The following is a 23787-nucleotide window of genomic DNA, read 5'->3' as shown; positions in this document are numbered from 1 at the left end:
TCAATTTCGCTAATTTTAGCAATATTTCAATAATGTTGAATATCTACTTAATGTTTTAAATTTATTGCTAGCCACTATTTAGATTGATTTCTTAAGCGCAAATCATTAATTTTGTTCGTTTATAATAGTAAATACATCAAATGAGAGTAATTGCAATAGTCTGTATTTCATTTTTTAGCCTGTTTAATATAGCCTACAGCCAGATTTTAGAAAATAAAAATGTTTCTTTTTTAACTATTCAGGACAAACTGTTGGAAAATCCTTTATCAGGGGGTGTCGATAATGCTCAAATTGGAGAGTTTGATCTAAATCAAGATGGAATTAATGATATTGTCATTTTTGATCGGGCTGGTGATATTTTGATTCCTATGCTTTTTGAAGTTTCTACAAAAAAGTATAGATATGCTCCGCAATACAAACAAATATTTCCGAAAATAAAAGATTGGGTCGTTTTTAAAGATTATAATTACGATGGTTTAATGGATCTGTTTAGTTGTGCATTTAACACAGAAGGTATTGCTGGTATTGAAGTATATACTGCTTCTTTAGAAAATCAAAAAATAGTTTTTTCAAAATTTGATATGAAAAAGCAATTTAAAGTTTTGTATTTTCCAACGGGGGGGAGTTCTTCCGTTCAAATACCAATTGATTATTCAGATCTGCCTTCAATTGATGATGTAGACGGAGATGGTGATTTGGATATATTAACCTACGAGCCTGGAAATAATCGGGTAACTTGGTTTCAAAATGTTGTAAAGGAAAGGGCCTATTCAAAAGATACACTTGCTTTTGTTATCTCTGATCGCTGTTATGGAAAATTTATCGAAAGTGGTTTAAATGCTGAAATAAAATTGAGTGGTAAAATGGATGAATGTGCGAGTTTCTTGAGTCCAGAAATTACTACCCGGCATGCTGGTTCTACAGTGCTGAGTGTGGAATTAAATGGAGATTCACTTCGGGATTTGATTATTGGAGACCTTACGAACAATGGAGTAATTGCATTATACAATGGAGGTACAAATTCACAAGCATGGATGACCAATCAATTGACCTATTGGCCAGCTAAAAAAGATTCTGTAAATATTGCTACTTTTTTAGGTGCCTATGATGTAGATGTTGACCATGATGGATTAAGAGATTTGTTGATTGCACCAAATCAAAGATCTATTTCAGAAAATGCAAATAATATTTCGTATTATAGAAATACTGGAAAAGCAACAGCACCCAATTTTGAGTTGCAAACCCGTGCAATGTTTGTTTCTGAGATGATTGATTTAGGTTCTGGGTCAGATCCTTGTTTTTTAGATTATAATCAGGATGGATTAACAGATATATTGGTTGGAACAGAAGGATACTTTATAAGATCCTCAAATTTGCGGAATGCACGGTTAGTGCTTTTTGAAAACATTGGGAATAAACAGCAACCTAAATATAAATTGGTCGATAGTAATTATTTAAATTTCAATTATTTTTCTTTGGGTTCTGATGCTCATCATAGTTTTTCACCTACAATAGGTGATCTGGATGGTGATGGTGACTTAGATTTATTAGTAGGAGAGAATCAAGGTCAATTTTTTTATTGTGAAAACATCGCAGGTAAAAATAAATTATTTCAGTTTAATAAACCGATTTATCCCTTTCAGGATCTATCCGTTCGAAGTAATAGTAGTCCGTTTTTAGTGGATCTTAATCGAGATGGTTTGTTAGATATTGTATCAGGGACAAGGTTAAATACAAACGATTCAAATAATCAGGCATGTGGAAGTTTTTATTATTTTCAAAATATGGGCACTAAATCTGTCCCTCATTTTGATCCCGATTATTTTAAACCGCCCAACACAAATTGTTTGGGTAAGGTAATTGTTAATTCATTTTCTTCCAAATCCTATACCAGTCCTGAAGTAATAGATTTTAAAGGTACCTATAAGCTCTTCTCAGGAAATATATTTGGCGAAATAAAAATTATTGATAATGTAGAAGGCAATGTGCAAGGAAATTTTTCGATTGTAGATTCAACCTATGGAAACGTACAAGAAGGGGAGCGCATAACCCTCAGTTTGGCAGATATTGATGATGATGGTATATTGGATATGGTGACCGGTAACTCAAGAGGAGGTCTTGGCATCTATACAACTACTTTTAAAGTTGATGGAAGTGTGGATAATATTAATTTGCTCAAAGATTATGTTGAAATATATCCGAATCCATCGTCTGGTATATTTAAAGTTAAAAATTCTTTTTTAAAACCTATCCGAATTTCAATTTTAGATGTTGTTGGCAATTTATATTCTTCTGTTATCGTCGATTCCATGAATTCTTATGAAGATCATTTGGTATCTTTAAATAGTGGTATTTATATTATCAAAATTCAAACTATTAATCAATTAGCTTATGTTAAATGGATTAAAATTTAATAAAATGAGATTTTATATTTTGTTCTTATTGCTTTTTGTATGGATTTCAAGCAATTCTCAGTCGATGACCAAAATCAATATCAAGGATGCGTCATTGGAAATGAATGCGATAGCAAGTATGAGTGGTTATGGGAATTTAGGTGCATCTCAAGGGTCAAAACTATGTGCTATTAATTGTACTGATAATTTAGAAAAGCGGAGTAGTATTTTATTATTAAATTATCATCATGCTTCCGACCTTAAAATAGGTTCTGTTCTTTATCATAAAACAGGTAGTATTTATGTCAACAAGGCGATTCAAGTAAGTCCGGATGAGATATTTATACTTGGAACCTATAATGATCAGGGTTCTGTTAATTTATTATTGATCGGCATAGTAAATATAAAAATCAATGCACTCATAAATTTTAAATTAATTTCTTTGGAGTCCGATCCTAATTTTATTTTAAATCCAGTAGATGTTATTTACACGAATAATGTATTTTATATTTTAGCCGAAACGATTGTTGAATATTTATCAAATTTTAATAGTAAAATTGTGTTGATAAAATACGATGGAGCTAAGATTCTTTGGTCAACAGTTTATAATAGTGTTGCTCCCGTTCATTCGGAAACTCCAGGTATGTTGAATTTAGGCCCCAATGGAAATTTATTAGTAAGTGGTATATTTAAATTATCTACTGATAATTTTTCCAGGATGATGTTGGTTCAATGTGACCTTAATGGGAATCCATTAAATTTGAAACGTATTGAATTATTAAGTGCAGATGGTTCATATAGCCATCGATATGGTTGGAATTTTATTAAAGCAAAAGGGACTAATATTCATTTGTTTTCTCAATCGATTGTAGGCAGATCTGAGCCAGGTCCGGTTTTAGTTACTATGTTTGATACCTCATTGACTTTAAGAACCTGGAGAAATTATAACGCGCCAATTCGCGTAGAATCTGCAACAATCGATGGAAATTATTTTTTATTTAATGGACAAGCTCCCGTGGAAAATGGTTTTGAAGGTTTTGCAATGATGAAAGTCAATTCTTTAAATGCGATCGTTGAGCAATTTAAATATTTCAAAAAAGAATTAAAGAATGTGAGTATTGCAACGAGTTCAGCTTCAGCGTATGATCGTTCAAATGATAAAATATGGACTATGGTAAAACCTAATGGTTCATTGGACAATTTTCTGATCTTACTTGAAAACCCAGCTGCTTTAAGCCATGATTGCGCTGAAGATCTTACTTCAGAGGTTTTTAAGGATCCAATTGAAATTCAGGATATAGCAATAAATGGAAAATCTTTGCAGCTTCAATTATCTGATTTTGATTGTTATCTTAAATTTGTTACTATGGAAACGGCAGAAGTATGCAGAACTACAGGAGTAAAAGACATTTCCAATAATTCGATCAGTCTTTATCCGAATCCAATTACGAACTCTTTATCTATTTTATCAACAGTTACAATTAGGAATTTAGAACTGCTTAACTTGAATGCTAAAGTATTAATGAATTTAGAAGTGAATGCACATAGTACAGTCTTGCCAATAAGCTTTCCGAGTGGTGTTTATTTACTTCGATTCCAAATGAAGGAAGGATCCACTGAGATTCGTAAAATTGTTGTTCAGAATTAATTGAAAATAGTACTCCCAATTCGGACAATTGTAGACCCATTTTGCAAGGCGATTTTATAATCATTGGACATGCCAATGGATAGTTGTGTAAATTCTGTTCCCAATAGGGATGCGTTTTTTATTGTTTCAAATAGCTCTTTAAGTTTGTGAAATTCAGCATTGATCTGGCTTTGATCTTCAGTATTACTTGCCATTGCCATTAGGCCACAAATTTTAACATTTTTGAAGTGAATCCAATTATTTGTCTTTAAATTTAAAAGTAATTCTGTTGGTGTAAATCCAAATTTACTGGGTTCATTAGCAATTTTTACTTCAAGCAAAATGTTAATATTTTTATTTATTATTTTTGCTTCTTTCTCAATGGTATTAACTAACTCGAAAGAATCAACTGAATGGATCATTTCTATCCATTGAATAATCGATTTAACTTTATTTTTTTGCAAGGTACCGATCATATGCCATTTTATGTCGGAAGGTAATAATTCTTTTTTTTCTTTTAGAAGCTGAACCCGATTCTCTCCAAATTCTCTTTGCCCTGCTTTGTATAATTTAAGAATATCTTCTATGGTTTGATTTTTTGTCACCACTAAAAGTTTTGCATGGAATGGTTTTATAGTATCTCGGATATTATAATAATTTTGTATATTCATAGATTAATGTTTCTTTTGTACTTGAATTTTATCCATAGGATATTCATAGCTTTCTTCTAAAGTATTCATCGCATTAATAAGTTTGAAAGAGTGAAAGTTAGCAAAATGTTCTAATTCAATAATTTCTTCATGTATTTTCCAGTCAGCCAACAAAGATGCTCTCATGGTACCTGGTAGTAAAGGATTTTTAGGGGTTAGCCAACGATATCCATCAAAGAAAACCAGATTGCTATACTGAGTATCTGTAATTAAATTATTTTTAATGATCATAATTTGATCATTAATCGGATAGGATTTCAAATGATTATCAAGAAGACTTCGATCGATAAACTTAAATTTATACTCGATAGAATTATCAGTTATTAAATGAAATGTATTAAATACTTTAGCTACATATTGAATTATATTAATTTTATAGGATGTTTCGTTATAAGAGAATTTTAGTTTTGCTTTTGAGTATTTATTTACTTGAGTATTAAATATTATATATTCAAGGTGGAAAGGCTCAAAACCAGGATAATAGTATTTGAATGTTTTATTTACTCTTAATTGATGAAAATATAAATTCCGAGGAGTGTTATCCAGAATCGCGATGCTTTCAAAAAATCGGAACATATACCTTTTTTATTAATTCATTATATTCTTGTTCAGCAATAGAATGACTTGTTATTCCACCGCCACTTTTATAGACTAAGCCTTCCGTTGTTTTTTCTATATATCGAATCATGACAGAACTTGTTAAATTTATTCCATCAAAATACCCAAATACACCTGTGTAGAAACCTCTATCGTATGCTTCAGTAGAATGTATAATATCCAGTGTTTTTGCTTTTGGAGCACCACTTATTGAACCAGCAGGTAGTATCTTGTCAAAGAGATCACCTGCTTTTCTAGAATAGTCAGGTTTGAGGATTCCGCTTATTTCAGAACTCATTTGCCAAATGGCACCTTGATGTGTATCTATTTTATCTAAAGTTTTCAATTTGTCGACCGTCACATGATTAGAAACAATGCTAAGATCATTTCTCATGAGATCTACAATTGTATTATGCTCGGCATTTTCTTTTGAGCTATTCAATAAAATCGAACCGTCAGGATCAGCTTCTAAAGTGGAAGTGCCTTTTATAGGAAATGTTTTGATAATATCATTATTTAAAGTAATAAAAGTTTCTGGTGAAAATACTACTATATGATCTTTTAAAAATAATTTGTGCCTTGCTTTACTATAAATATAGATTTCCTCTAAATTTAAATTTGTATTAATTTTTGTGGCTTGTGTTAAATTGCATAAATATGTATTTCCATCCGATATTTGGTGTTGAATTCTATCAAATTTAGCTTGGTATTCTATAAACTGTATGGGTTCTATTTTGAATTGCAATGGTTTTGATAGAGCTAATCCAGGTTCTGAAAAATTCATCGAAAATCGAATATAATCTTTGGGTATTTCATAAGGTTTTAAACAAAAACCTGTAGTTTTTGAAAAATTAATAGCAAATACAAATGCTTGATTTGACAAATGATATGCATTCATCCTATCAATTATAGCGGAATATTTAATTAATAAATCCAAAGGATCCTAATGTTTTTATAATTTCGCTGAAAGTTATTAGCTTTTGTGATATCCACGTGCAATAAAATTCTATTAATTGATAATAAGGACTCATTTACCTTTAACCTTGTTCATTTGTTCGAATCTTTGGGGTGTAAAGTTACAATATCAGATTCTTTTGATTTGAAAACGGATTGCTTTTTGGATTATCGGCAGATTGTTTTTTCGCCTGGGCCAGGTCTTCCTGAAGACTTTCCCGTGATGTCTCATATTTTAAAGTCGATTTCTAAGGAAACGAAAGTTTTAGGAGTTTGTTTAGGGCATCAATCCATAGCGCAATATTTTGGAGCTAAATTATTTAAGCAGGATAAAGTACAACATGGGCAGCAAAAAAGAATTTTGAAGTCAGAATCTTGTCAAAATACATCTTTGCAATATTTACCTGAAAGTTTTCTTGTTGGTGTTTATCATTCTTGGGCAGTAGTCCCGGAATCTATTCCAAAGGATCTCTTAATTACCTGTATGTCTGAAGATCAGGTTGTTATGGGGTTAAAGCATAAGTATTTACCTTTGGAAGGAGTTCAGTTTCATCCGGAATCATTTTTAACTAATATTGGTTCTGATCTTGTTAGAAATTGGCTAGCCTTATGAAATATACCTTAACGTTTTTATTTTATTTGTTTATTTCCAATTCTTTAATGGTAGCTCAAATAAAGGGTAAGGTAACAGATTCAGATGGGAATCCTATACCCTATACGGCTGTTTACATTAAAAATTCAACCAAAGGCACAAGTACAAATTTAGATGGAGATTATGAATTAAATTTAAATCCTGGATTAAATACTTTGGTGTTTCACTATTTAGGCTATCAAATTCAGGAAATCCAGGTAGACTTTAAAAATGAACCCATTGTTCTGAATTTAGTATTATATGTATCTGTTTATTCTCTCGGCGAAGTTGTCGTATCCTCTGATCAGGAAGACCCTGCCTATGAAATTATTCGAAAAGCGATCAGTAAAAGAAATTATTTTTTAAAGTTGAATGAAAATCATACATGCAATGCATACACAAAGGGCCTTATCAAAATTACAGATGCACCCAAAAAGATTTTAGGGCAAGAAATAGGCACGATGGATAATAATCTGGATACGAACAGGCAAGGTATTATATATCTTTCTGAAACGGTCTCCCGATTGCATTTTCAGAAACCTGATTATACCCATGAAGAAATGGTTTCATCGATTATTTCAGGTCGGGATAATGGTTTTTCATTTAATCGGGCTACTTCGGCAAATTTTAATCTTTATGAAAATATAACTTCATTCGGAAAAGGCATTGTTTCTCCAATAGCAGATTATGCGTTTGAATATTATACCTTTAAATTACTGAGTATTGACACATCAAACATAGAAGCAAAGCTTTTGTATAAAATTGAAGTTCGACCTAAAATAAGAAGTCTAGCTGCGTGGTCTGGAATCCTCTCAATTCATGATGAAACCTGGAGTATTCAATCCTTTAATCTTCAAATATCTGGAAGTCAAATACAGCAACCTTTGTTTGATACTATTTATCTTTCGCAATTGTTTATTCCGGTGTCAACAACCTCTCAAAATCTTTTGCAAAATCAAGTTTTTGGTTTTAAAGCGAATTTATTAGGAATTAAATTTGAAGGTAAATTTGTAGTTGTATTTTCAGATTATAATTTTGCGAATATTCATGAACTTGAAAATGAAAAAATAATTCTTCAAATTGCAAAAGGTGCAAATGAAAAAACGAAGCAGTATTGGGATAGTATTCGTCCGATTCCTTTAACAAAGGACGAAATTAAGGATTATACATTGAAAGACAGTATTAAATTAATCAGGGAATCGAAATCCTATAAAGATTCCATAGATCATAGAAATAATAAGTTTAATTTTTCAGATCTCTTTTTAGGTTATAGTTATCAAAAAACAATGGATAGGAGTATATTTAGTATAAACTCACCAATTGAATTGTATCATTTTAATCCAATCCAGGGATGGGCTATAGGCTCTGTTCTAAAATTTAGCAAGTATTTAATTGATGCGAATGATTATAACCGGTTTTTTAGTGAAATGAAATTAGATTATGGATTTGCAGAACAAAAATTCAGACCTTCACTTTTATTGCAATATCAGTTTAATACCCGATCGAAATCTTTTATTCAATTAGCTGGTGGTTTAGCTTTATCTGAATTTAATAATTTTGAAAGTTCCAAATTATTTGAGGAATTATCTAATTTACTCATAAAAAAGAACTATTTGAAGTATTATGAAAAGCAGTTTTATTCAATAGCTTATGGGCGTTATTTAAATTTTGATTGGAGGTGGAAATCAAATATTGAATATTCTTATAGATCGGAAGTAGTGAATCATTCAAATTACAGCTGGCGAAAAAAGTCGTTAACATATCAAGCGAATAATCAAGCTGACTATTTTACAGATAGTTTGCATATTTCTAAGCCCCAACATATTCAGTTGACCAATAGTATTGCATGGAATCCTGGCACTAGAGTAGAGATTTCTCCAAATCAGATTAATCTATTGGAATCTGACAACCCTCGGTTTTTTATGACCTATGCTATTGGAAGCTATTTAGCGAAAAAGGAATTTTATCATAAATTTGAATTTTCTGTATCTGATAATTTTAGATTGAGTAAATGGGGTGAATTAAATGCCTTTGTAAAAGTTAATAAAATATTTCATAAACACACTTTAGACAGTCCTGATTTTATTTTTCAACATGAGAATGGATTGTTTTTATATAATAAGCCCAATAGGCTCGATTTTTTTATAGCTTTATATCCTTATGCATATTCTACAGATAGACAATCTGCATCTTGGTTTTTAGAATATGATATGCAAGGTTTTATTTTGGATCGGATTCCTTTAATAAACAGACTTGGATTAAAAGAACTCGTTCGATATGCATCTGTAATGATTCCAAATTCCAATCCATATTCTGAATTGAGTCTCGGATTTGGAAATATTGGTTATAAATTATTTCGCGTATTAAGACTAGATTGGGTTCATAGTTTTTATGGCAGTAGCTATGGAGGATCCTATTTAAAGCTTGGACTACTAACTAATGTTGGAATTGGAAACTAAAGAATGGATGTCAATTAATTCGATTTCAACAATTTTTATTGTCAGTTTCAGAATACTTTCATTACATTCCTAATACCTCAGCCATTTTAATTAATTCTTCTTCAGGATATTTTTGATGAACTACGGCTTTTTCAAAAGCTGTGAAGACAATTTTATCATTTACAATTCCCGCCATGCAATTTGATTTGCCTTTTAATAATCCATCTACAGCTGCGTGTCCTAATCGACTTGATAAAATGCGATCAAATGCAGTTGGAGAGCCACCTCTTTGAATATGTCCAATGATGGAAATTTTAATTTCATAATCTTTTATTCTATTCTTTAGTTGCGCAGCAATTTCTGTAGTTTGTCCGATGGTATTGCCCTCCGCCACAATAACCAAACCAAACAATTTTTTTCGTTTTAATGATTTATTTAAATCTTCAATTAAATCTTCAAGATTTGCGTTGCTTTCGGGTATTAAAACGGCACTGGCGCCAGAGGCAATGGCCGTATATAAAGCAATATAGCCAGAATGCCTGCCCATAACTTCTATTAAAAACAATCTGTTATGAGAATCCGCAGTATCCCTAATTTTATCAACAGCTTCAACAGCTGTATTTACGGCTGTGTCAAAACCTATTGTAAAATCTGTGCCGAACAAATCGTTATCTATAGTTCCTGGCAAGCCTATGATTGGCATATTAGTTTCTTTAAAGAAAATATCAGCTCCTGTAAATGTTCCGTTTCCTCCGATAGCAACCAATGCATCAATATCATTGGCAACTAAATTTTCAAATGCTTGCTTTCTGCCTTCTGGGGTCATAAATCGTTGACTCCTAGCAGTTTTTAAAATGGTGCCTCCACGATGTATGATGTTACTAACGTCGTTGGTTTCTAACCGGCTTATCTCTCCATCAATCATACCGTCATAGCCTCGGTAGATTCCATAAACATGTAAATCAAAATAACTAGCAGATCGTGTGATTGCTCTAATACAAGCATTCATTCCTGGGGCATCACCTCCTGAAGTAAAAATGCCAATTCGTTTAATTATACTCATAAGTCAAATGATATTTCATTATTTCGGTAATTGGTTTTTGTAAGAATGTTCCAGGTTCTAAACCAAATTTTATGATTCTTTGTTTGATTTCCATACTTAATAAAGAAGCAATTGAACCACAAAGATGTACCGGGATTCCTTGTTTTTCTTTATATATTATTAATCGGGTAGTAATGAATGTATCAATTGCCATTTCTATAATTTTGGCAATCGAAGGATGGTTCTTATATTTAATTATAAAAGCAGCATATTTAGCAAGAAATGCAGAAACCGATTCTGAATGATATAATTGAAAAATGAAATCCTGTTTGATTTCAGGATACTCCTGTTCAAATTTTAATTCAAGTTCAGAGTCTAATTTACCTAAAAAATAAGCCTGCAGTATAGATTTCCCCAGATAATTCCCGCTCCCTTCATCACCTAACAAATATCCTAATGAAGGCAATTGATGTATAATTTTATGGCCATCGCAAAAAGCGGCATGACTTCCTGTTCCTAAAATTGCAACAATTCCTGGTTTGCCATCGCAAAGTGCTCTTGCAGTTCCAAGTAGATCAGTATATATATATATATCAGCGGATAAAAACGATTGTGTTAAAATCGTTGTTATAATATTAATAGCGGATGGAGAACTGCATCCAGCTCCATAAAAGAAGATTTTATGTGGATTAAATGCAAGTTGTTCACGCAGTTCTAAAATTGATTTTTTTATAGTATTTTGATCTTGGGTGCTTGGATTAATTCCTTTTGTTTTGAAATAAATGCTTTGACTCTGATCAAATAAAACCCAATCACATTTAGTAGATCCCGCATCTGCAATTAAATACACATTAAAATTTTGTGCAATATATGCAAAATTATTTTTTTAATTTTGATTTGTTAATTGAACTTTAAACCATTTACCTTTGCCCGCTCATAAAAACATAATATGAAACACATAACAGTAATCGGCGCAGGTACCATGGGTAGTGGAATTGCCCATGTATTTGCTCAATATGGATACCAGGTAGTATTAACGGATATTTCAATACCTGCATTGGATAAAGCAATGAACTCAATTTCAAGAAACCTGGACAGGATGGTTGAAAAGGGTAAACTTAAGCCAGAAGATAAAGGAGCTATTTTATTGCGTATTAAATCAAATGCACATTTTCAAGAGGCTGTGACAGATGCTGAGTTAGTTGTAGAAGCTGCAACCGAAAATGAAACATTAAAGCTGAAAATATTCTCAGATTTAGATCTAATGACCTCTCCAAACACAATTTTGGCCTCCAATACATCAGCGATTTCATTGACTAAAATAGGATCTGTCACAAAACGTCCTGATAAAGTAATTGGGATGCATTTTATGAATCCTGCACCGATCATGAAATTAGTTGAAATAATTAGAGGTTATAATACTTCAGACGAAGTTTGTGATACCATTATGGAACTTACTCGCGCGCTTGATAAAGTACCCGTAGAAGTGAATGATTTTCCGGGTTTTGTTTCAAATCGGATATTAATTCCAATGATCAATGAAGCGATTTATAGTCTGTATGAAGGGGTAGCTGGTGTTGAAGAAATTGATACGGTGATGAAATTAGGTATGGCCCACCCAATGGGTCCATTACAATTAGCGGATTTTATTGGCTTAGATGTATGTTTGGATATTTTAAGGGTATTGGAAGGCGGTTTTGGAAACCCAAAATATGCTCCTTGTCCGCTATTAGTAAAAATGGTGAATGCAAAAAAATTAGGGGTCAAAACGGGTGAAGGATTTTATTCGTATACAGCTGGGTCGAAGGAGCTTGTAGTTGCTCCTAAATTTAGCAGATTTACAGAAACCTTAAGCAATTTAAGCAACCTAACATAAGCTGGGCTTTATTGCCCTTCCAGATGAATTAAATGAAAAAATCGATGGATTATTGGCGCAAACGCGATTGTAATGCTTGATAAAAATACAATACCGCAATAGAGAGCATAAAAGGATGAAAAGATTTTAACTGCATCACAGGGTTTTTCTAATGCAGGCCCCATACCAGCTAAAATCATACTAGCATTGTAGAAACCATCAACAGCTCCAACATTTCCAAAATACATATAGCCTAAGGTGCCAAGAATTAATGAAAAAATGATTAATGAAGTGCCCAGCATCCAAAAAACAAACATCCGTCTATAGAATACGTGTTTATTTGCTAAAGGCTTTGTTTTATGCTCAAACATTGTTTAAAAATTAAAGTACGATATTAATCATCCTACCTGGAACTATAATAATTTTTTTAATTTGTTGTCCGGTTACCCATTTACTTATTTCTTCAAGCTTTAAAACCTGGTCTTGCAACTGATCCTGTGTCAAACTTTTTGATACGATCCATTCAAATCTTTTTTTACCATTGATACTTATGGGATAATTCACTTCATCCTTCACTAAATACATTTCTAAATGCTCTGGATAAGCAGTATGATGAATACTGCTTGAATTATTTGCAATTGCCCAGATTTCTTCTGTAATAAAGGGTGCAAATGGTGCAAGCAGCTGTGTAAGTGGTAAGAGAATTTCTTTTTTATTGCATCCAATTCTTTTCAATTCATTGACACATATCATAAATGCACTTATCGATGTGTTAAATGACAATTGTTCGATATCCTGGTTTACTTTTTTTATACAAGTATGCAGGATTCTAAATTCATCTCCAGTGGCTCCATCATCACTTAAAACAAATTGATCCGCTTCGTTATAAAACAAACTGTAAAATTTGCGTATAAATTTACTCACTCCATCAATTCCTTTAGTGTCCCATGGTTTGGATTGTTCAATAGGACCTAAAAACATTTCATACATTCGGAAACAATCTGCCCCATATTCAGCTATGACATCATCTGGATTCACAACATTGTGATATCGTTTCGACATTTTTCCTGTTTCTGAATAACTTTGAATTTTAAATGCATCGGAAATTTTATCAACGGTATTTTTCTCTGTTGCGTTTTCAAAAAATGCCTGTTCAAATTCAGGTCTCCATTGTATAAATTGCTTTAAACCTGATTTGGATAAATGTGAATTTGGAGTATTGTATTGTTGGATAAAATCAATATGAACTGGAATTTTTGCAAGTTGATCATCATTGTATTTTTCTGCGATATCAGGATCAATAAAATGAGGAGGTTGGCTTTCTTTAACTAATAATAAGGATTCTATGATACCTTGTATCATTCCTTGATTTACTAATTTTTTGAAAGGTTCTATAGTTGGTACAAACTCAAGGTCATATAAAAATTTATGCCAAAAGCGAGAATACATAAGGTGGCCTACGGCATGTTCTGTTCCACCAATATAAAGATCCACATCTTGCCAATATTCTAAGGATTCTTTGGATGCAAACTCCGTATTATTTAATGCATCCATATACCGTAAAAAATACCAAGAGGAGCCTGCATAGCCTGGCATGGTATCCGTTTCTCTTTCAAAGCCATTCCAATGCACCCAATCTGTTTTACTGTTTAGAGGAGATCTTCCGCCTTTACCAGGTTCGATTGAATCGATATGTGGCAATTCCAGTGGAAGCATTGATTCTTCCAATATAAATGAAACACCTTCTGTATTGTAATACACTGGAAACGGTTCACCCCAATAACGCTGTCTGCTAAAATTTGCATCCCGCATTTTGTATTGAATTCGTTTCTTGCCAATATTTTTTTCAGCAAGAGATTCAATTGCCATATCAATTGCTTTTGTAACTGGAGCACTATTTAAGAAACTGGAGTTGATAAGAGTACCTACCAAATCTTCCAAATCTGCTCCGGGAAATTCAGTTTGATCGATAACTTTAATTATTGGTAAATCAAATTTAATAGCAAATAATTGATCCCGTTTATCATTGCTTGGAACCGCCATAATGGCACCGGTTCCATAGTCTATTAAGACATAATCGGAAATCCAGATTGGAAGCTTTTCATTCGTAAATGGATGCAAAGCATAGGCTCCTGTAAAGACTCCTGTGACGGATTTGGTTTCAGATTGCCGCTCCCGTTCACTTCTCTTTTTCGAATATTCTATATAATTTATAATTGCATTCTTTTGTGCGTCTGTTGTAATTTTATTTACGAGAGGGTGTTCAGGGGCCAAGACCATAAAACTAGCTCCAAATATGGTATCTGGTCTTGTAGTAAAGATTTCCAAAACCTCTTTTTGATTTTCAATGGTAAAAAATACTTGAGCACCTACGGACTTTCCAATCCAGTTCTTTTGCATATTTTTTAATGCTTCAGACCATTCCAAAGTTTCCAAATCATTCAATAATCTTTCTGCGTAGGCTGAAATTCGCAAAGCCCATTGCATCATTGGTTTCTTTTCTACGGGATGTCCTCCACGCTCCGAAACACCGTCTTTAATTTCATCATTTGCAAGTACAGTACCTAAAGCTTCACACCAGTTTACAAAACTTGTTTTCCGGTATGCAAGCCGGTAATTCATTAAGACAATATCTTTTTCTAAAGCTGATTTCTCATTCCATTCAGTAGAACTAAAAATAGAATCTTCACTTGTTGATGCAGGTGCATCCAGATTTCCATAGTTTTCAAAAAGTGAAATGAGTTCAAGAATTGGTTTTGCTTTTTGTTCTTTTGTATTATAATAGTGATTATATAGTTTTAGAAATATCCATTGTGTCCATTTGTAATATTCAGGTTTGCAAGTAATAACTTCTCTTGTCCAGTCATAATTAAATCCGATATTATCTAATTGTTGGTGGTATCGTTCAATATTTTGCATAGTAGATATCGCCGGATGTATACCAGTTTGAATTGCATATTGTTCTGCAGGTAAACCAAAAGCATCAAAACCCATAGGGTGGAGCACATTATATCCTTTCATTCTTTTTTGCCTTGCTACAATATCAGAGGCAATATAACCTAATGGATGCCCGACATGTAATCCTGCACCAGAAGGATATGGAAACATATCCAAAACATAGTATTTGGGTTTAGAAAAATCATTTAAAACTTTATAAATCTGTTCCTCTTTCCAAATTTTCTTCCATTTATCTTCTACCTCTTGATGCTGAAACTCCATTCCTTATTGTTTTTTGCAAAATTAAGAAATACTAGGAGTTTTAGGCTTGAATACCTTAATAATTGGACATTTGCTTATAATAATTTGCTTAGATAGCAGATTTTCTTGATAATAAAAATACAATTCTATCATCCATAGATTTTGCTTGAATTGGATTCAATAGATCTTCCAACATGTGATGAATTTCTGTTGGATGTGCTGTAGCCTTTTTTAACTTTAAGTCAATATGTTTAAAACGCGACCAAAGTAATCCTTTTAGTCTGGATTTATCTTCATTCCACATTTGATATTCTACTACTAAATCGGATGTATCAAAGTGAATAATACTAGAGTTTATCCAAACATATTCATTTCTTTTTGCCTCTTGTAAATAGACCATTTCATGTTTAATAATAACCCAGGCCATTTTTTGTTGTTCAGCATATTCCATTAGGTTTAGTTGATAATGCTCCAGTAATTGATCCTCGCGGGCTTCAAGCATATATTCAATAAACCGGGTATTATACAAATGACCTAAAGGATCACAATCTTTAAATCGAATCCGGGTTTTTGTTTCTGGTATCTTATTCATATGTTAAATTGGAACAAAGTTCTTGCTTTTGTTGTTCATATCTACGTTTTGAACAGCTTTTAATTTCATTTTTAAATGAATTAATGAACTTTATAATCATTTTTATTTTACTTCTTGCGATTGACTTTTATGCTTTTCAAGGCATTAAAACTTCTTTCGGTGATGGCCTTTTTGGAATCCAGGCAAATTGGATATTTATAGGCTACTGGTTGATTTCCATCGTGTTACCCATATTATTTTTAGTAGGTGTTTTTGAAATGAGAAAAACCCAATTAATGCCTTCAGTATGGGTATTTATCGGGAATATTTGGTTTGTATTATTGATGTCAAAATTGGTTTTAATTTTATTTATTTTCGGTGAAGATATTTATCGTTTTTTTGAAGGAATTTATTTGAAGTGGTTTAATGGGAATCAAATTTCTGATGAGGTATCTGAATCATTTCTTCCATCCCGTAGAAAGTTTATTAGTAATAGTGCTATTTTATTGGCTGCTTTTCCACTTTTATCCTTGACATATGGTTTAGTTAGAGGGCGATATCAATATAAAATTCATAAGCAACAGGTATTTTATAAGGATTTACCAGAAGCATTTGATGGATTTACAATAACCCAAATTTCGGATATCCATGCCGGTAGTTTTGAAGACCGGGAAGGGGTTTTGAAAGGAATCGAAATGGCTAAAGCTCTAAATAGTGATCTTCTAGTCTTTACCGGAGATTTAGTAAACACCTATGCATCTGAGTTTGATCCTTGGTATAAGGATTTTAATACCTTGAAGGCTAAATTTGGGCAATTTTCAGTTTTAGGAAATCACGATTACGGTGAATATGCAAAATGGGGTAGTCTGGAAGCAAAAGAAGCAAATTTTCGAGATTTGAAGAACCACCATTCAAATATGGGTTTTCGTTTGCTATTAGATGAATCTATAAAAATCGAAAAAGATGGACAGCATATTCAGTTGTTAGGAGTCGAAAATTGGGGTTTAGGATTTGGAAAACGAGGTAACTTGCCTAAAGCATTAAGTACCGTGGATCATCAGGATTTTAAAGTTTTGCTCTCTCACGATCCAACACATTGGGAAAATGAAGTAAAATTAAATTCAAATAAAATCCATTTGACCTTAAGCGGACATACACATGGGATGCAAATGGGAATTGAAATACCTGGGTTTAAATGGAGTCCGATACAATATAAATATCAAAAATGGGCGGGTGTTTATGAAGAAAATGAGCGCTATCTTTATATTAATCGTGGATTCGGTGTGTTAGGGTTTAGAGGACGCGTTGGGATCTGGCCAGAAATTACCCAAATAGAATTAAAAAAAGCCTAAGCTAAAAGCTGGTTAATCAATCTTTTAGAATTTTTGTCAGGAGTTTTGGAAAATTGATGAGAATTTTGATTTTATATAGTTATTTAGTAAATTGTTATAAGTCATTTTTAGGGAGTTGACTGAAATCAAACGATTTAACAATTAGCTTATATAAAAAACGCTTATTCTGATCAATCAAAATAACAGCTCATTTTTTGCCAAAATTAATTTTTAAGTTTATGGAATTGTTATATATCTGTAAATATAGATATTGGTAAATTCTAAAAAATTATATCTCGAATGTATTCGTTGCGCAGTATGAGGTAAATAGATTATCGATGTCAAATGGTTTGTATAGCATTCAATTAAGTCTGATTTGCACTTAAGTCCGTTTTTCTAGTTCAATATTTCCTTCTATCTTTAGCCAAAATAAAATAAGCATTGCACGAGTTTTGGTTTAACGTTAGAAATGTAATCCGGCTATCATTGCCAATGATGATTGGAAGTGCTGCGCAAAATATTGTCGCGTTGACAGATAGTTTGTTTTTATACTATTATGATGTTAATGATTTCGCAGCTGCAGGATTTGTTTCCGTGTTTTATTTAGTTGTATCATCTATTGCTTTTGGAATCAGTAAAGGTGGACAGATCCTAATTGCTCGTAAATTTGGAGAACGCAATTTCGATTTTGTTAAGAAATATTTTTATGCGATATTTATCTATGAACTACTCTTAGGACTTATTGTATTTTTTGCATTGTACTTTGCATCAAGACCTATACTATCTGTCTTTATTCAATCAGAAATTATTTTAGAGAAATCACTCCTGTTTTTAGATAAACGTATATATGGTTTGATTTTCGCTTATGTAGGCCTAGCTTTTGTTTCTTTATATATCGGGATTAAGCGAACAAATTTTATTCTCATTGATACGATCATTTTATGCAGTGTAAATGTTTTATTAGGTTATTTATTTGTTTTTGGCAAATTTGGTTTTCCAGAAATGGGTATTGCAGGTGCAGGTCTTGCGAGTGGGTTGTCTGAAATTATTGCGATGAGCATATTTGTTGTTTATATGTGCTTTGATAAGGAAATTCGCGTTTTTAAGCTTTTGAAAATTCCGCACTTCGATTTTGCTTGGATCAAAACTATTAATTCAATCAGTTTTACCATTTTGTTGCAATCTCTATTGGCCATTGGATCCTGGTTTTTATTCTTTTCAATGATTGAAAAGTTGGGAGAGCGTCAGCTAGCAATTTCAAATTTATTGCGCATAACTTATTTGGTATTGGCAATTCCGTGTTGGGGATATTCTACAGGCATTAATACCTTAGTTAGTAATACAATTGGGAAAAAACGGCATCAACGGGTTTTAAAGTTAGTGTTTCATTCATCTATGATTGCATTTGCAACAACTGCAGTTATTTCTATCCCTTTTTTATTGTTTCCTATGACATTTCTTGCTCCGCTGCTTGGCTATCATGATGTAACCTTGATTCAAGACGCTGTACCATATTTTAAGATTTTGCTTTGTATTTTATTAGTGTATTCCATTACGACCATGTATTGTAATGGAGTTAGTGGCACAGGAGAAACATTAAAAGGTCTTACAATTCAAGCAATTGGCTGTACAACTTATTTGACTATTGCCTTTTTTGCAGTCAAGGATCCAGTAAATGGCCTGGCTATAGCTTGGTCTGGTGAGATTTTGTATTGGCTTGTTCAAGGTTTCTTATCTTATAAAGTCCTGACTTCAGGTACCTGGAACTTTTTAAAAATTTAATTCATCTTTTTTTATCAATTCGTAATGTCTTGATAGTGGCTTAAAAAGATAGTATAAATAATTATATATAACTGAATATCAATGATTTACTGAAGTGGCCATAACTTATATATAAATTTTTTATATTAAAGAAATCCATATTTTTGCGGCATGAGACTAAAAAACCTCAATATTAAAGGGTTTAAGAGCTTTGCTGATGAGACAATAATTCATTTTAATGAATCAGTGACTGGTATTGTAGGGCCTAATGGTTCTGGAAAATCAAATATTGTGGATGCCATTAGATGGGTATTGGGTGAGCAAAAAGGCCGGGAGTTGCGTTTGGAGCAAATGTCAGATGTTATTTTTAATGGTACAAAAAAACGTAAAGAAGCGCCATTAGCTCAAGTTTCACTAAATTTTGAAAACACCAAGAATTTACTTCCAACAGAATATCACAATATTGAAATTGCCCGATTATTGTATCGTAGTGGAGATAGTGAATATCGTTTAAATGGGGTGACTTGTAGGCTAAAAGATATTACCAGTTTATTTTTAGACACTGGTATTGGATCTGATTCTTATGCAATTATCGCGCTTAATATGGTTGAAGACCTGCTTTCTAATAAGGAAAGTGCTAGAAGGAAAATGTTTGAACAAGCAGCTGGTATTTCGAAATACAAAGCTAGAAAACGAGAAACTTTAAATAAATTAAAAACTACAAAAGAAGATCTTGCGCGTATTGAGGATTTACTTTTTGAAATAAATACTAATTTGCTTGAATTGGAAAAACAAGCAAAGCGTACAAAAAAGTATAATGAATTAAAAGAAAAATATAAATCCGCCGGACTTTTAGTTCAGTTTTTATCTGTTAAGACACTTAAAGAAAAACTGGCTGGTCTGGAGTCTACCATTGAAGAAGAAATTCTAAAAATCACACAGGAAGAAAGCTCCATGTCTGTTATTGAAGCTCAAATAGAATCTAATAAAAAAATGCATTTGGATCAGGAAAAAAGTCTTTCTGATTTTCAAAAACGCGTGAATGAAATTTTGGATACTATTCGTACATTAGAAAGTTCCATACAGATTGATGAGCAAAAGAAAAATTTTCAATCAAATCAACTTGAAATTTTAGATCAAAATATTCAACAAGCAAAAAACAAGATTGAACTTTTGAATTCTGATATCACAATGATCAGAACAGATTTAGCACAAACACAATTGGATTTAAAAATTGCAGAAGAAGAAGTCCTGCTGCAAGAATCTTTTTTTAGTGCAAAGCAAGCTGAGTTTAATTTGCTGAAATCTGGCGTCGATCAATTTCAGTTAGACAAACAGAAAAATGAAAGCCTGATTTTTGATTTGGAAAAGGAAATGGCTATCCAACAAAATCAATTAGAGAATCTGAAATCTGATTCCAGCAGATGCGAAGATGAAATCGCTGGGAAGTTAGAGGAATATCACCAGGTGAATCATCAAAATGAAGCGTTTAAATTGAAATTAGTAGATATTCAAAAAGATGTACAAACAGTATTAGTAGAAGAAGAGACACGTCTGGCATCTTTAAAAAATGTACAATTAGAATTAGAAGAAGTAACAAATAAGGTATCCAGTATTTATCGTCAACGCGATGCAAAGAAAAATGAATTTGATTTATTGAAGAGCATGGTTGAGAAGATGGAAGGATTTCCAGAGTCTATTAAATTTTTAAATCAAAATTGGAGGCAAGATGTTCCGGTGCTTTCAGATCTTATTTATACAGAAGAAAAGTATCGTTCTGCAATTGAACTTTATTTAGAACATTATTTAAATTTTTATGTAGCATATAATGAGGATGATGCTGTAAAAGCGATTCGTTTATTATTTAATAATTCTAAAGGAAAAGCTAATTTTTTTATTTTAGATAAATTCAGAAATCCAAGACCCACATTTAAAGAAATTGAAGGCTGCATTCCTGCGCTTTCAGTTGTGGAGGTATCAGAAGCATACCAACCGCTCATGAATGATCTGTTGAAGGATGTTTATATTCTTGAAAATGACCAGCATTTGGAAGATGTGATTCGCTTTCCTGATGATATCTCCATTATTTCAGTTTCAGGATCTATTGTCAAAGCAAATCGAGTGATAACTGGTGGATCTGTAGGATTATTTGAAGGTAAGAAATTAGGTCGAAAAAAGAATCTTGAGAAATTGGAGACGGAGATTCAAAAATTAGAATCTCAATCCATTCAACATGAGAAACAACTTTCTGAAATTAAGAATCAAATTCGTTTGTTTGAATTGAATGATCGTCAAAAAGATCTGGATGGTTACAGAAGGAAGGAAAGTGAAATATTGCAGCAAATGGCTCAATTGCAGGCAAAATTGCAGCATTACCTGGATTTGAAAAGTGACCTCGGAATTAGAATTGCCGAAAATCAAGAAAAGGCTTATCAGTTAACCAATAGACTACAAAGTAATCATATTTCAATTACTGATTTAAAAGCGACACAGTTGCAATTAATGCAATCTCTTCATTCTTCAGACGAAGATTATAATAGAGTTTCAATAGAATTATCAGATGTAACGAATATTTTTAATCAAGCAAAATTGGAGCTTTTAAAATGGCAAAATAAATATGAAAATATTCAAAAGGATTTAGTTTATAAGGAAAATCAATTAAATGATATTCTAAAACAAACAAATGAGGACCAACTTAATAAAATAGAATTAACGAAATCCATTGCTGAATTAAGTATTGCAATCGATATTCATCAAACAGAGCTGATAGAAAAATTGGATTTTCGTAAAAACATGGATTCTAACCTGTCAACTATGGAGACAGATTACTATGAAATGCGAAATTTAATTTCCGAAGCAGAGGTGAAAGCAAAATTTCATCAAAAAGCTATATTTGAGTTGCAATCAGTCGTTAACCAGATAAAAGATCAAAAAGCAGAATTTAAGTTTAAGATACAATCAGCATATGAAAAAGCTCAGATTGAATTTCTATGTAATTTAGATGAATTTATTGCAAGTGAAGAGGATTTGGAATTAGATCTGGAAGCACTTCAAGAAAAGTCCCAATATTATAAAACCAGAATTGATAATTATGGGGAAGTAAATCCATTAGCTCTTGAAGCTTATGAAGAAATGAAGGGAAGATTGGATAAAATTACAGAACAGAGAGATGATATTCTAAAAGCCCAGGATAGTTTAATGGAAACAATAAAAGAAATTGAAGAGACTGCGACAAGTGGTTTTTTGCAAGCTTTTAATCAGATCCGGGTTCATTTTCAAACAGTATTCAGAAGTTTGTTTACAGATGATGATGATTGTGATTTAGTTTTAGTGGATGATTCAGACCCTCTAGAATGCGATATTGATATCATTGCGAAACCAAAAGGAAAGCGACCAAAATCAATAAGTCAATTGTCCGGTGGAGAAAAAACCTTGACAGCGATTGCTTTATTATTTTCGCTCTATCTATTAAAACCTGCCCCGTTTTGTATATTCGATGAAGTAGATGCACCTTTAGATGATATTAACATCGAAAAATTCAATAGAATTATCCGAAAATTCTCAAAAGAATCTCAATTTATAATTATTACCCATAATAAATTGACTATGGCAGATGTAGATGTATTGTATGGTGTTTACATGGAAGATCAAGGAGTTTCTTCGGTTACAGCCGTTGATTTTAGAAAATATGATCATGAGGTTGAACTTGAAGAAATGGCAAACTAGTTAAATTTTGTTTTGGATCTTAGTATTCAATATATTTTTTTAACAGTATTAAAAGCAAAAATACCTTAGTGTGATCTAATAATACATGGGTGGAAAAAATATATAAGAAAAGTTTGCAATAAACTTGTTTTTACAAAAAGATATTTCGGATATTGTGCCCGAATCAAGCTTACGTTAAACCAAATTATTTCAATGTTTATAGTCTGTATAGTTACAGCTGTATTGCTTTTTAGTACGGCTCTTATGCTATGGCAACGAAAGAGTTCTTCAGTAAGAAGAATTTAATTTTTGCCTTTTAACCAAAACTCAACTCAACATTCACCCAAGGACCGTTGTTTTGAGTTTGAGGGTTAATTTGAAAGTATAAGATGATTGAATCTATAGAAGCATTATTACCTACCGTCTATGGTGGATTTGAAATTCATAGCTTTGCAAATCCAATAAATCCATATGCTCCAGCTTTAGTATTAATTTCTGGGGATCTAGCAAAATTACAATTTCCATTGCTTCGACTTCATTCTGAATGCCTTACGGGAGACGTGTTTGGCTCCTTGCGCTGTGATTGTGGGTTTCAATTAAACCAAAGCCTTACTTTAATATCAAAAGAGGGAGGGCTATTAGTGTATTTGAGACAAGAGGGTAGAGGTATTGGACTTCATCATAAAATTGAAGCATATCATAAACAAGATCTTGGGTTGGATACCGTACAAGCAAATGAGGCTCTTGGATTTAAGCCAGACCTGCGTAATTATGATGAAGCGATCTCTATATTAAAAAGTTTCGGTATTAAATCAGTTCGACTTTTAACGAATAATCCTAAGAAAGTAGATGCATTGGTAAAATCGGGAATTGCTGTTGTGGAAAGAATTCCGATTATTGTTGGTGAAAATGAGTTTAATCAAGATTACCTCAGAACAAAGCGAGAGAAACTGGGACATTTACTACCTTAATAA

General features: G+C 32.3%; 17 protein-coding genes. 9 read left to right on the top strand and 8 right to left on the bottom strand.

The genetic code is table 11. The features are described from left to right. The first annotated feature begins 140 nt into the window (after window positions 1-140). Window positions 141-2414 carry a T9SS type A sorting domain-containing protein gene (locus IPO86_11430; GenBank protein ID MBK9728721.1) on the top strand — a complete coding sequence of 758 codons (2274 nt, stop codon included), beginning with the start codon at window positions 141-143 and terminating at the stop codon, window positions 2412-2414. Between the two features lie 4 nt (window positions 2415-2418). After that, the gene (locus tag IPO86_11425) at window positions 2419-4041 is read left to right on the top strand and encodes a T9SS type A sorting domain-containing protein (GenBank protein ID MBK9728720.1); all 1623 of its coding nucleotides are present in this window, start codon (window positions 2419-2421) and stop codon (window positions 4039-4041) included. Here IPO86_11425 and IPO86_11420 read toward each other — a convergent pair. The 3 genes from IPO86_11420 to IPO86_11410 are packed head-to-tail and all read right to left on the bottom strand — an operon-like array spanning window position 4038 to window position 6225. Beyond that, entirely contained in the window at window positions 4038-4691 is a 654-nt protein-coding gene (locus IPO86_11420; protein MBK9728719.1) for a YggS family pyridoxal phosphate-dependent enzyme, read from the bottom strand. The genes IPO86_11425 and IPO86_11420 overlap by 4 nt on opposite strands. A 3-nt stretch (window positions 4692-4694) precedes the next feature. Then, the gene (locus tag IPO86_11415) at window positions 4695-5306 is read right to left on the bottom strand and encodes an aminotransferase class IV (protein ID MBK9728718.1); all 612 of its coding nucleotides are present in this window, start codon (window positions 5304-5306) and stop codon (window positions 4695-4697) included. Beyond that, on the bottom strand, window positions 5290-6225 hold the full coding sequence (locus IPO86_11410) for an aminodeoxychorismate synthase component I (GenBank protein ID MBK9728717.1): 936 nt from the start codon (window positions 6223-6225) through the stop codon (window positions 5290-5292). The genes IPO86_11415 and IPO86_11410 overlap by 17 nt, the downstream gene beginning before the upstream one ends. Before the next feature lie 84 nt (window positions 6226-6309). On the opposite strand from IPO86_11410, the gene IPO86_11405 reads away from it, so the two are divergent. Continuing rightward, entirely contained in the window at window positions 6310-6894 is a 585-nt protein-coding gene (locus IPO86_11405) for an aminodeoxychorismate/anthranilate synthase component II (GenBank protein ID MBK9728716.1), read from the top strand. Continuing rightward, complete coding sequence (locus IPO86_11400) at window positions 6891-9371, top strand: carboxypeptidase-like regulatory domain-containing protein (protein MBK9728715.1); 2481 nt, start codon at window positions 6891-6893, stop codon at window positions 9369-9371. The genes IPO86_11405 and IPO86_11400 overlap by 4 nt, the downstream gene beginning before the upstream one ends. A gap of 61 nt (window positions 9372-9432) precedes the next feature. On the opposite strand, the gene pfkA is transcribed toward IPO86_11400, so the two are convergent. Together pfkA and IPO86_11390 are read right to left on the bottom strand one after the other, a co-directional pair. Continuing rightward, on the bottom strand, window positions 9433-10413 hold the full coding sequence (gene pfkA / locus IPO86_11395) for a 6-phosphofructokinase (GenBank protein ID MBK9728714.1): 981 nt from the start codon (window positions 10411-10413) through the stop codon (window positions 9433-9435). After that, window positions 10400-11242 carry a hypothetical protein gene (locus IPO86_11390; GenBank protein MBK9728713.1) on the bottom strand — a complete coding sequence of 281 codons (843 nt, stop codon included), beginning with the start codon at window positions 11240-11242 and terminating at the stop codon, window positions 10400-10402. The genes pfkA and IPO86_11390 overlap by 14 nt, the downstream gene beginning before the upstream one ends. Window positions 11243-11341: 99 nt before the next feature. Between IPO86_11390 and IPO86_11385 the strand changes: the two genes are divergently transcribed. Then, a complete protein-coding gene (locus IPO86_11385) occupies window positions 11342-12268 on the top strand; it encodes a 3-hydroxybutyryl-CoA dehydrogenase (protein ID MBK9728712.1) in 927 nt (308 codons plus the stop codon). Between the two features lie 8 nt (window positions 12269-12276). On the opposite strand, the gene IPO86_11380 is transcribed toward IPO86_11385, so the two are convergent. From IPO86_11380 to IPO86_11370, 3 genes are all read right to left on the bottom strand, one after another. Then, complete coding sequence (locus tag IPO86_11380; GenBank protein ID MBK9728711.1) at window positions 12277-12618, bottom strand: hypothetical protein; 342 nt, start codon at window positions 12616-12618, stop codon at window positions 12277-12279. A gap of 10 nt (window positions 12619-12628) precedes the next feature. Then, a complete protein-coding gene (locus tag IPO86_11375; GenBank protein MBK9728710.1) occupies window positions 12629-15466 on the bottom strand; it encodes a leucine--tRNA ligase in 2838 nt (945 codons plus the stop codon). A gap of 88 nt (window positions 15467-15554) precedes the next feature. Then, window positions 15555-16037, bottom strand: coding sequence for an acyl-CoA thioesterase (locus IPO86_11370; protein ID MBK9728709.1), 483 nt, complete (start codon window positions 16035-16037; stop codon window positions 15555-15557). A gap of 83 nt (window positions 16038-16120) precedes the next feature. On the opposite strand from IPO86_11370, the gene IPO86_11365 reads away from it, so the two are divergent. From IPO86_11365 to ribA, 4 genes are all read left to right on the top strand, one after another. Then, window positions 16121-17368 carry a metallophosphoesterase gene (locus IPO86_11365; protein ID MBK9728708.1) on the top strand — a complete coding sequence of 416 codons (1248 nt, stop codon included), beginning with the start codon at window positions 16121-16123 and terminating at the stop codon, window positions 17366-17368. A gap of 420 nt (window positions 17369-17788) precedes the next feature. Then, window positions 17789-19129 carry an MATE family efflux transporter gene (locus IPO86_11360; GenBank protein ID MBK9728707.1) on the top strand — a complete coding sequence of 447 codons (1341 nt, stop codon included), beginning with the start codon at window positions 17789-17791 and terminating at the stop codon, window positions 19127-19129. Window positions 19130-19279: 150 nt separating this feature from the next. Further along, the gene (gene smc, locus IPO86_11355; GenBank protein MBK9728706.1) at window positions 19280-22834 is read left to right on the top strand and encodes a chromosome segregation protein SMC; all 3555 of its coding nucleotides are present in this window, start codon (window positions 19280-19282) and stop codon (window positions 22832-22834) included. 368 nt (window positions 22835-23202) lie between these two features. Further along, window positions 23203-23784, top strand: coding sequence for a GTP cyclohydrolase II (gene ribA, locus IPO86_11350; protein ID MBK9728705.1), 582 nt, complete (start codon window positions 23203-23205; stop codon window positions 23782-23784). Window positions 23785-23787 lie beyond the last annotated feature (3 nt).

This window comes from Saprospiraceae bacterium, assembly GCA_016717265.1.
Taxonomy (GTDB): domain Bacteria; phylum Bacteroidota; class Bacteroidia; order Chitinophagales; family Saprospiraceae; genus Vicinibacter.
Note: the sequence above shows the minus strand (reverse complement) of the source record. Positions and strands in the feature narration are given on the sequence as shown.

Coding starts and splice junctions, on each gene's coding strand:
- IPO86_11430 (MBK9728721.1), top strand. CDS start 141: ATGAGAGTAATTGCAATAGTCTGTATTTCATTTTTTAGCCTGTTTAAT.
- IPO86_11425 (MBK9728720.1), top strand. CDS start 2,419: ATGAGATTTTATATTTTGTTCTTATTGCTTTTTGTATGGATTTCAAGC.
- IPO86_11420 (MBK9728719.1), bottom strand. CDS start 4,691: ATGAATATACAAAATTATTATAATATCCGAGATACTATAAAACCATTC.
- IPO86_11415 (MBK9728718.1), bottom strand. CDS start 5,306: ATGTTCCGATTTTTTGAAAGCATCGCGATTCTGGATAACACTCCTCGG.
- IPO86_11410 (MBK9728717.1), bottom strand. CDS start 6,225: ATGAATGCATATCATTTGTCAAATCAAGCATTTGTATTTGCTATTAAT.
- IPO86_11400 (MBK9728715.1), top strand. CDS start 6,891: ATGAAATATACCTTAACGTTTTTATTTTATTTGTTTATTTCCAATTCT.
- pfkA (MBK9728714.1), bottom strand. CDS start 10,413: ATGAGTATAATTAAACGAATTGGCATTTTTACTTCAGGAGGTGATGCC.
- IPO86_11385 (MBK9728712.1), top strand. CDS start 11,342: ATGAAACACATAACAGTAATCGGCGCAGGTACCATGGGTAGTGGAATT.
- IPO86_11380 (MBK9728711.1), bottom strand. CDS start 12,618: ATGTTTGAGCATAAAACAAAGCCTTTAGCAAATAAACACGTATTCTAT.
- IPO86_11375 (MBK9728710.1), bottom strand. CDS start 15,466: ATGGAGTTTCAGCATCAAGAGGTAGAAGATAAATGGAAGAAAATTTGG.
- IPO86_11370 (MBK9728709.1), bottom strand. CDS start 16,037: ATGAATAAGATACCAGAAACAAAAACCCGGATTCGATTTAAAGATTGT.
- IPO86_11365 (MBK9728708.1), top strand. CDS start 16,121: ATGAACTTTATAATCATTTTTATTTTACTTCTTGCGATTGACTTTTAT.
- smc (MBK9728706.1), top strand. CDS start 19,280: ATGAGACTAAAAAACCTCAATATTAAAGGGTTTAAGAGCTTTGCTGAT.
- ribA (MBK9728705.1), top strand. CDS start 23,203: ATGATTGAATCTATAGAAGCATTATTACCTACCGTCTATGGTGGATTT.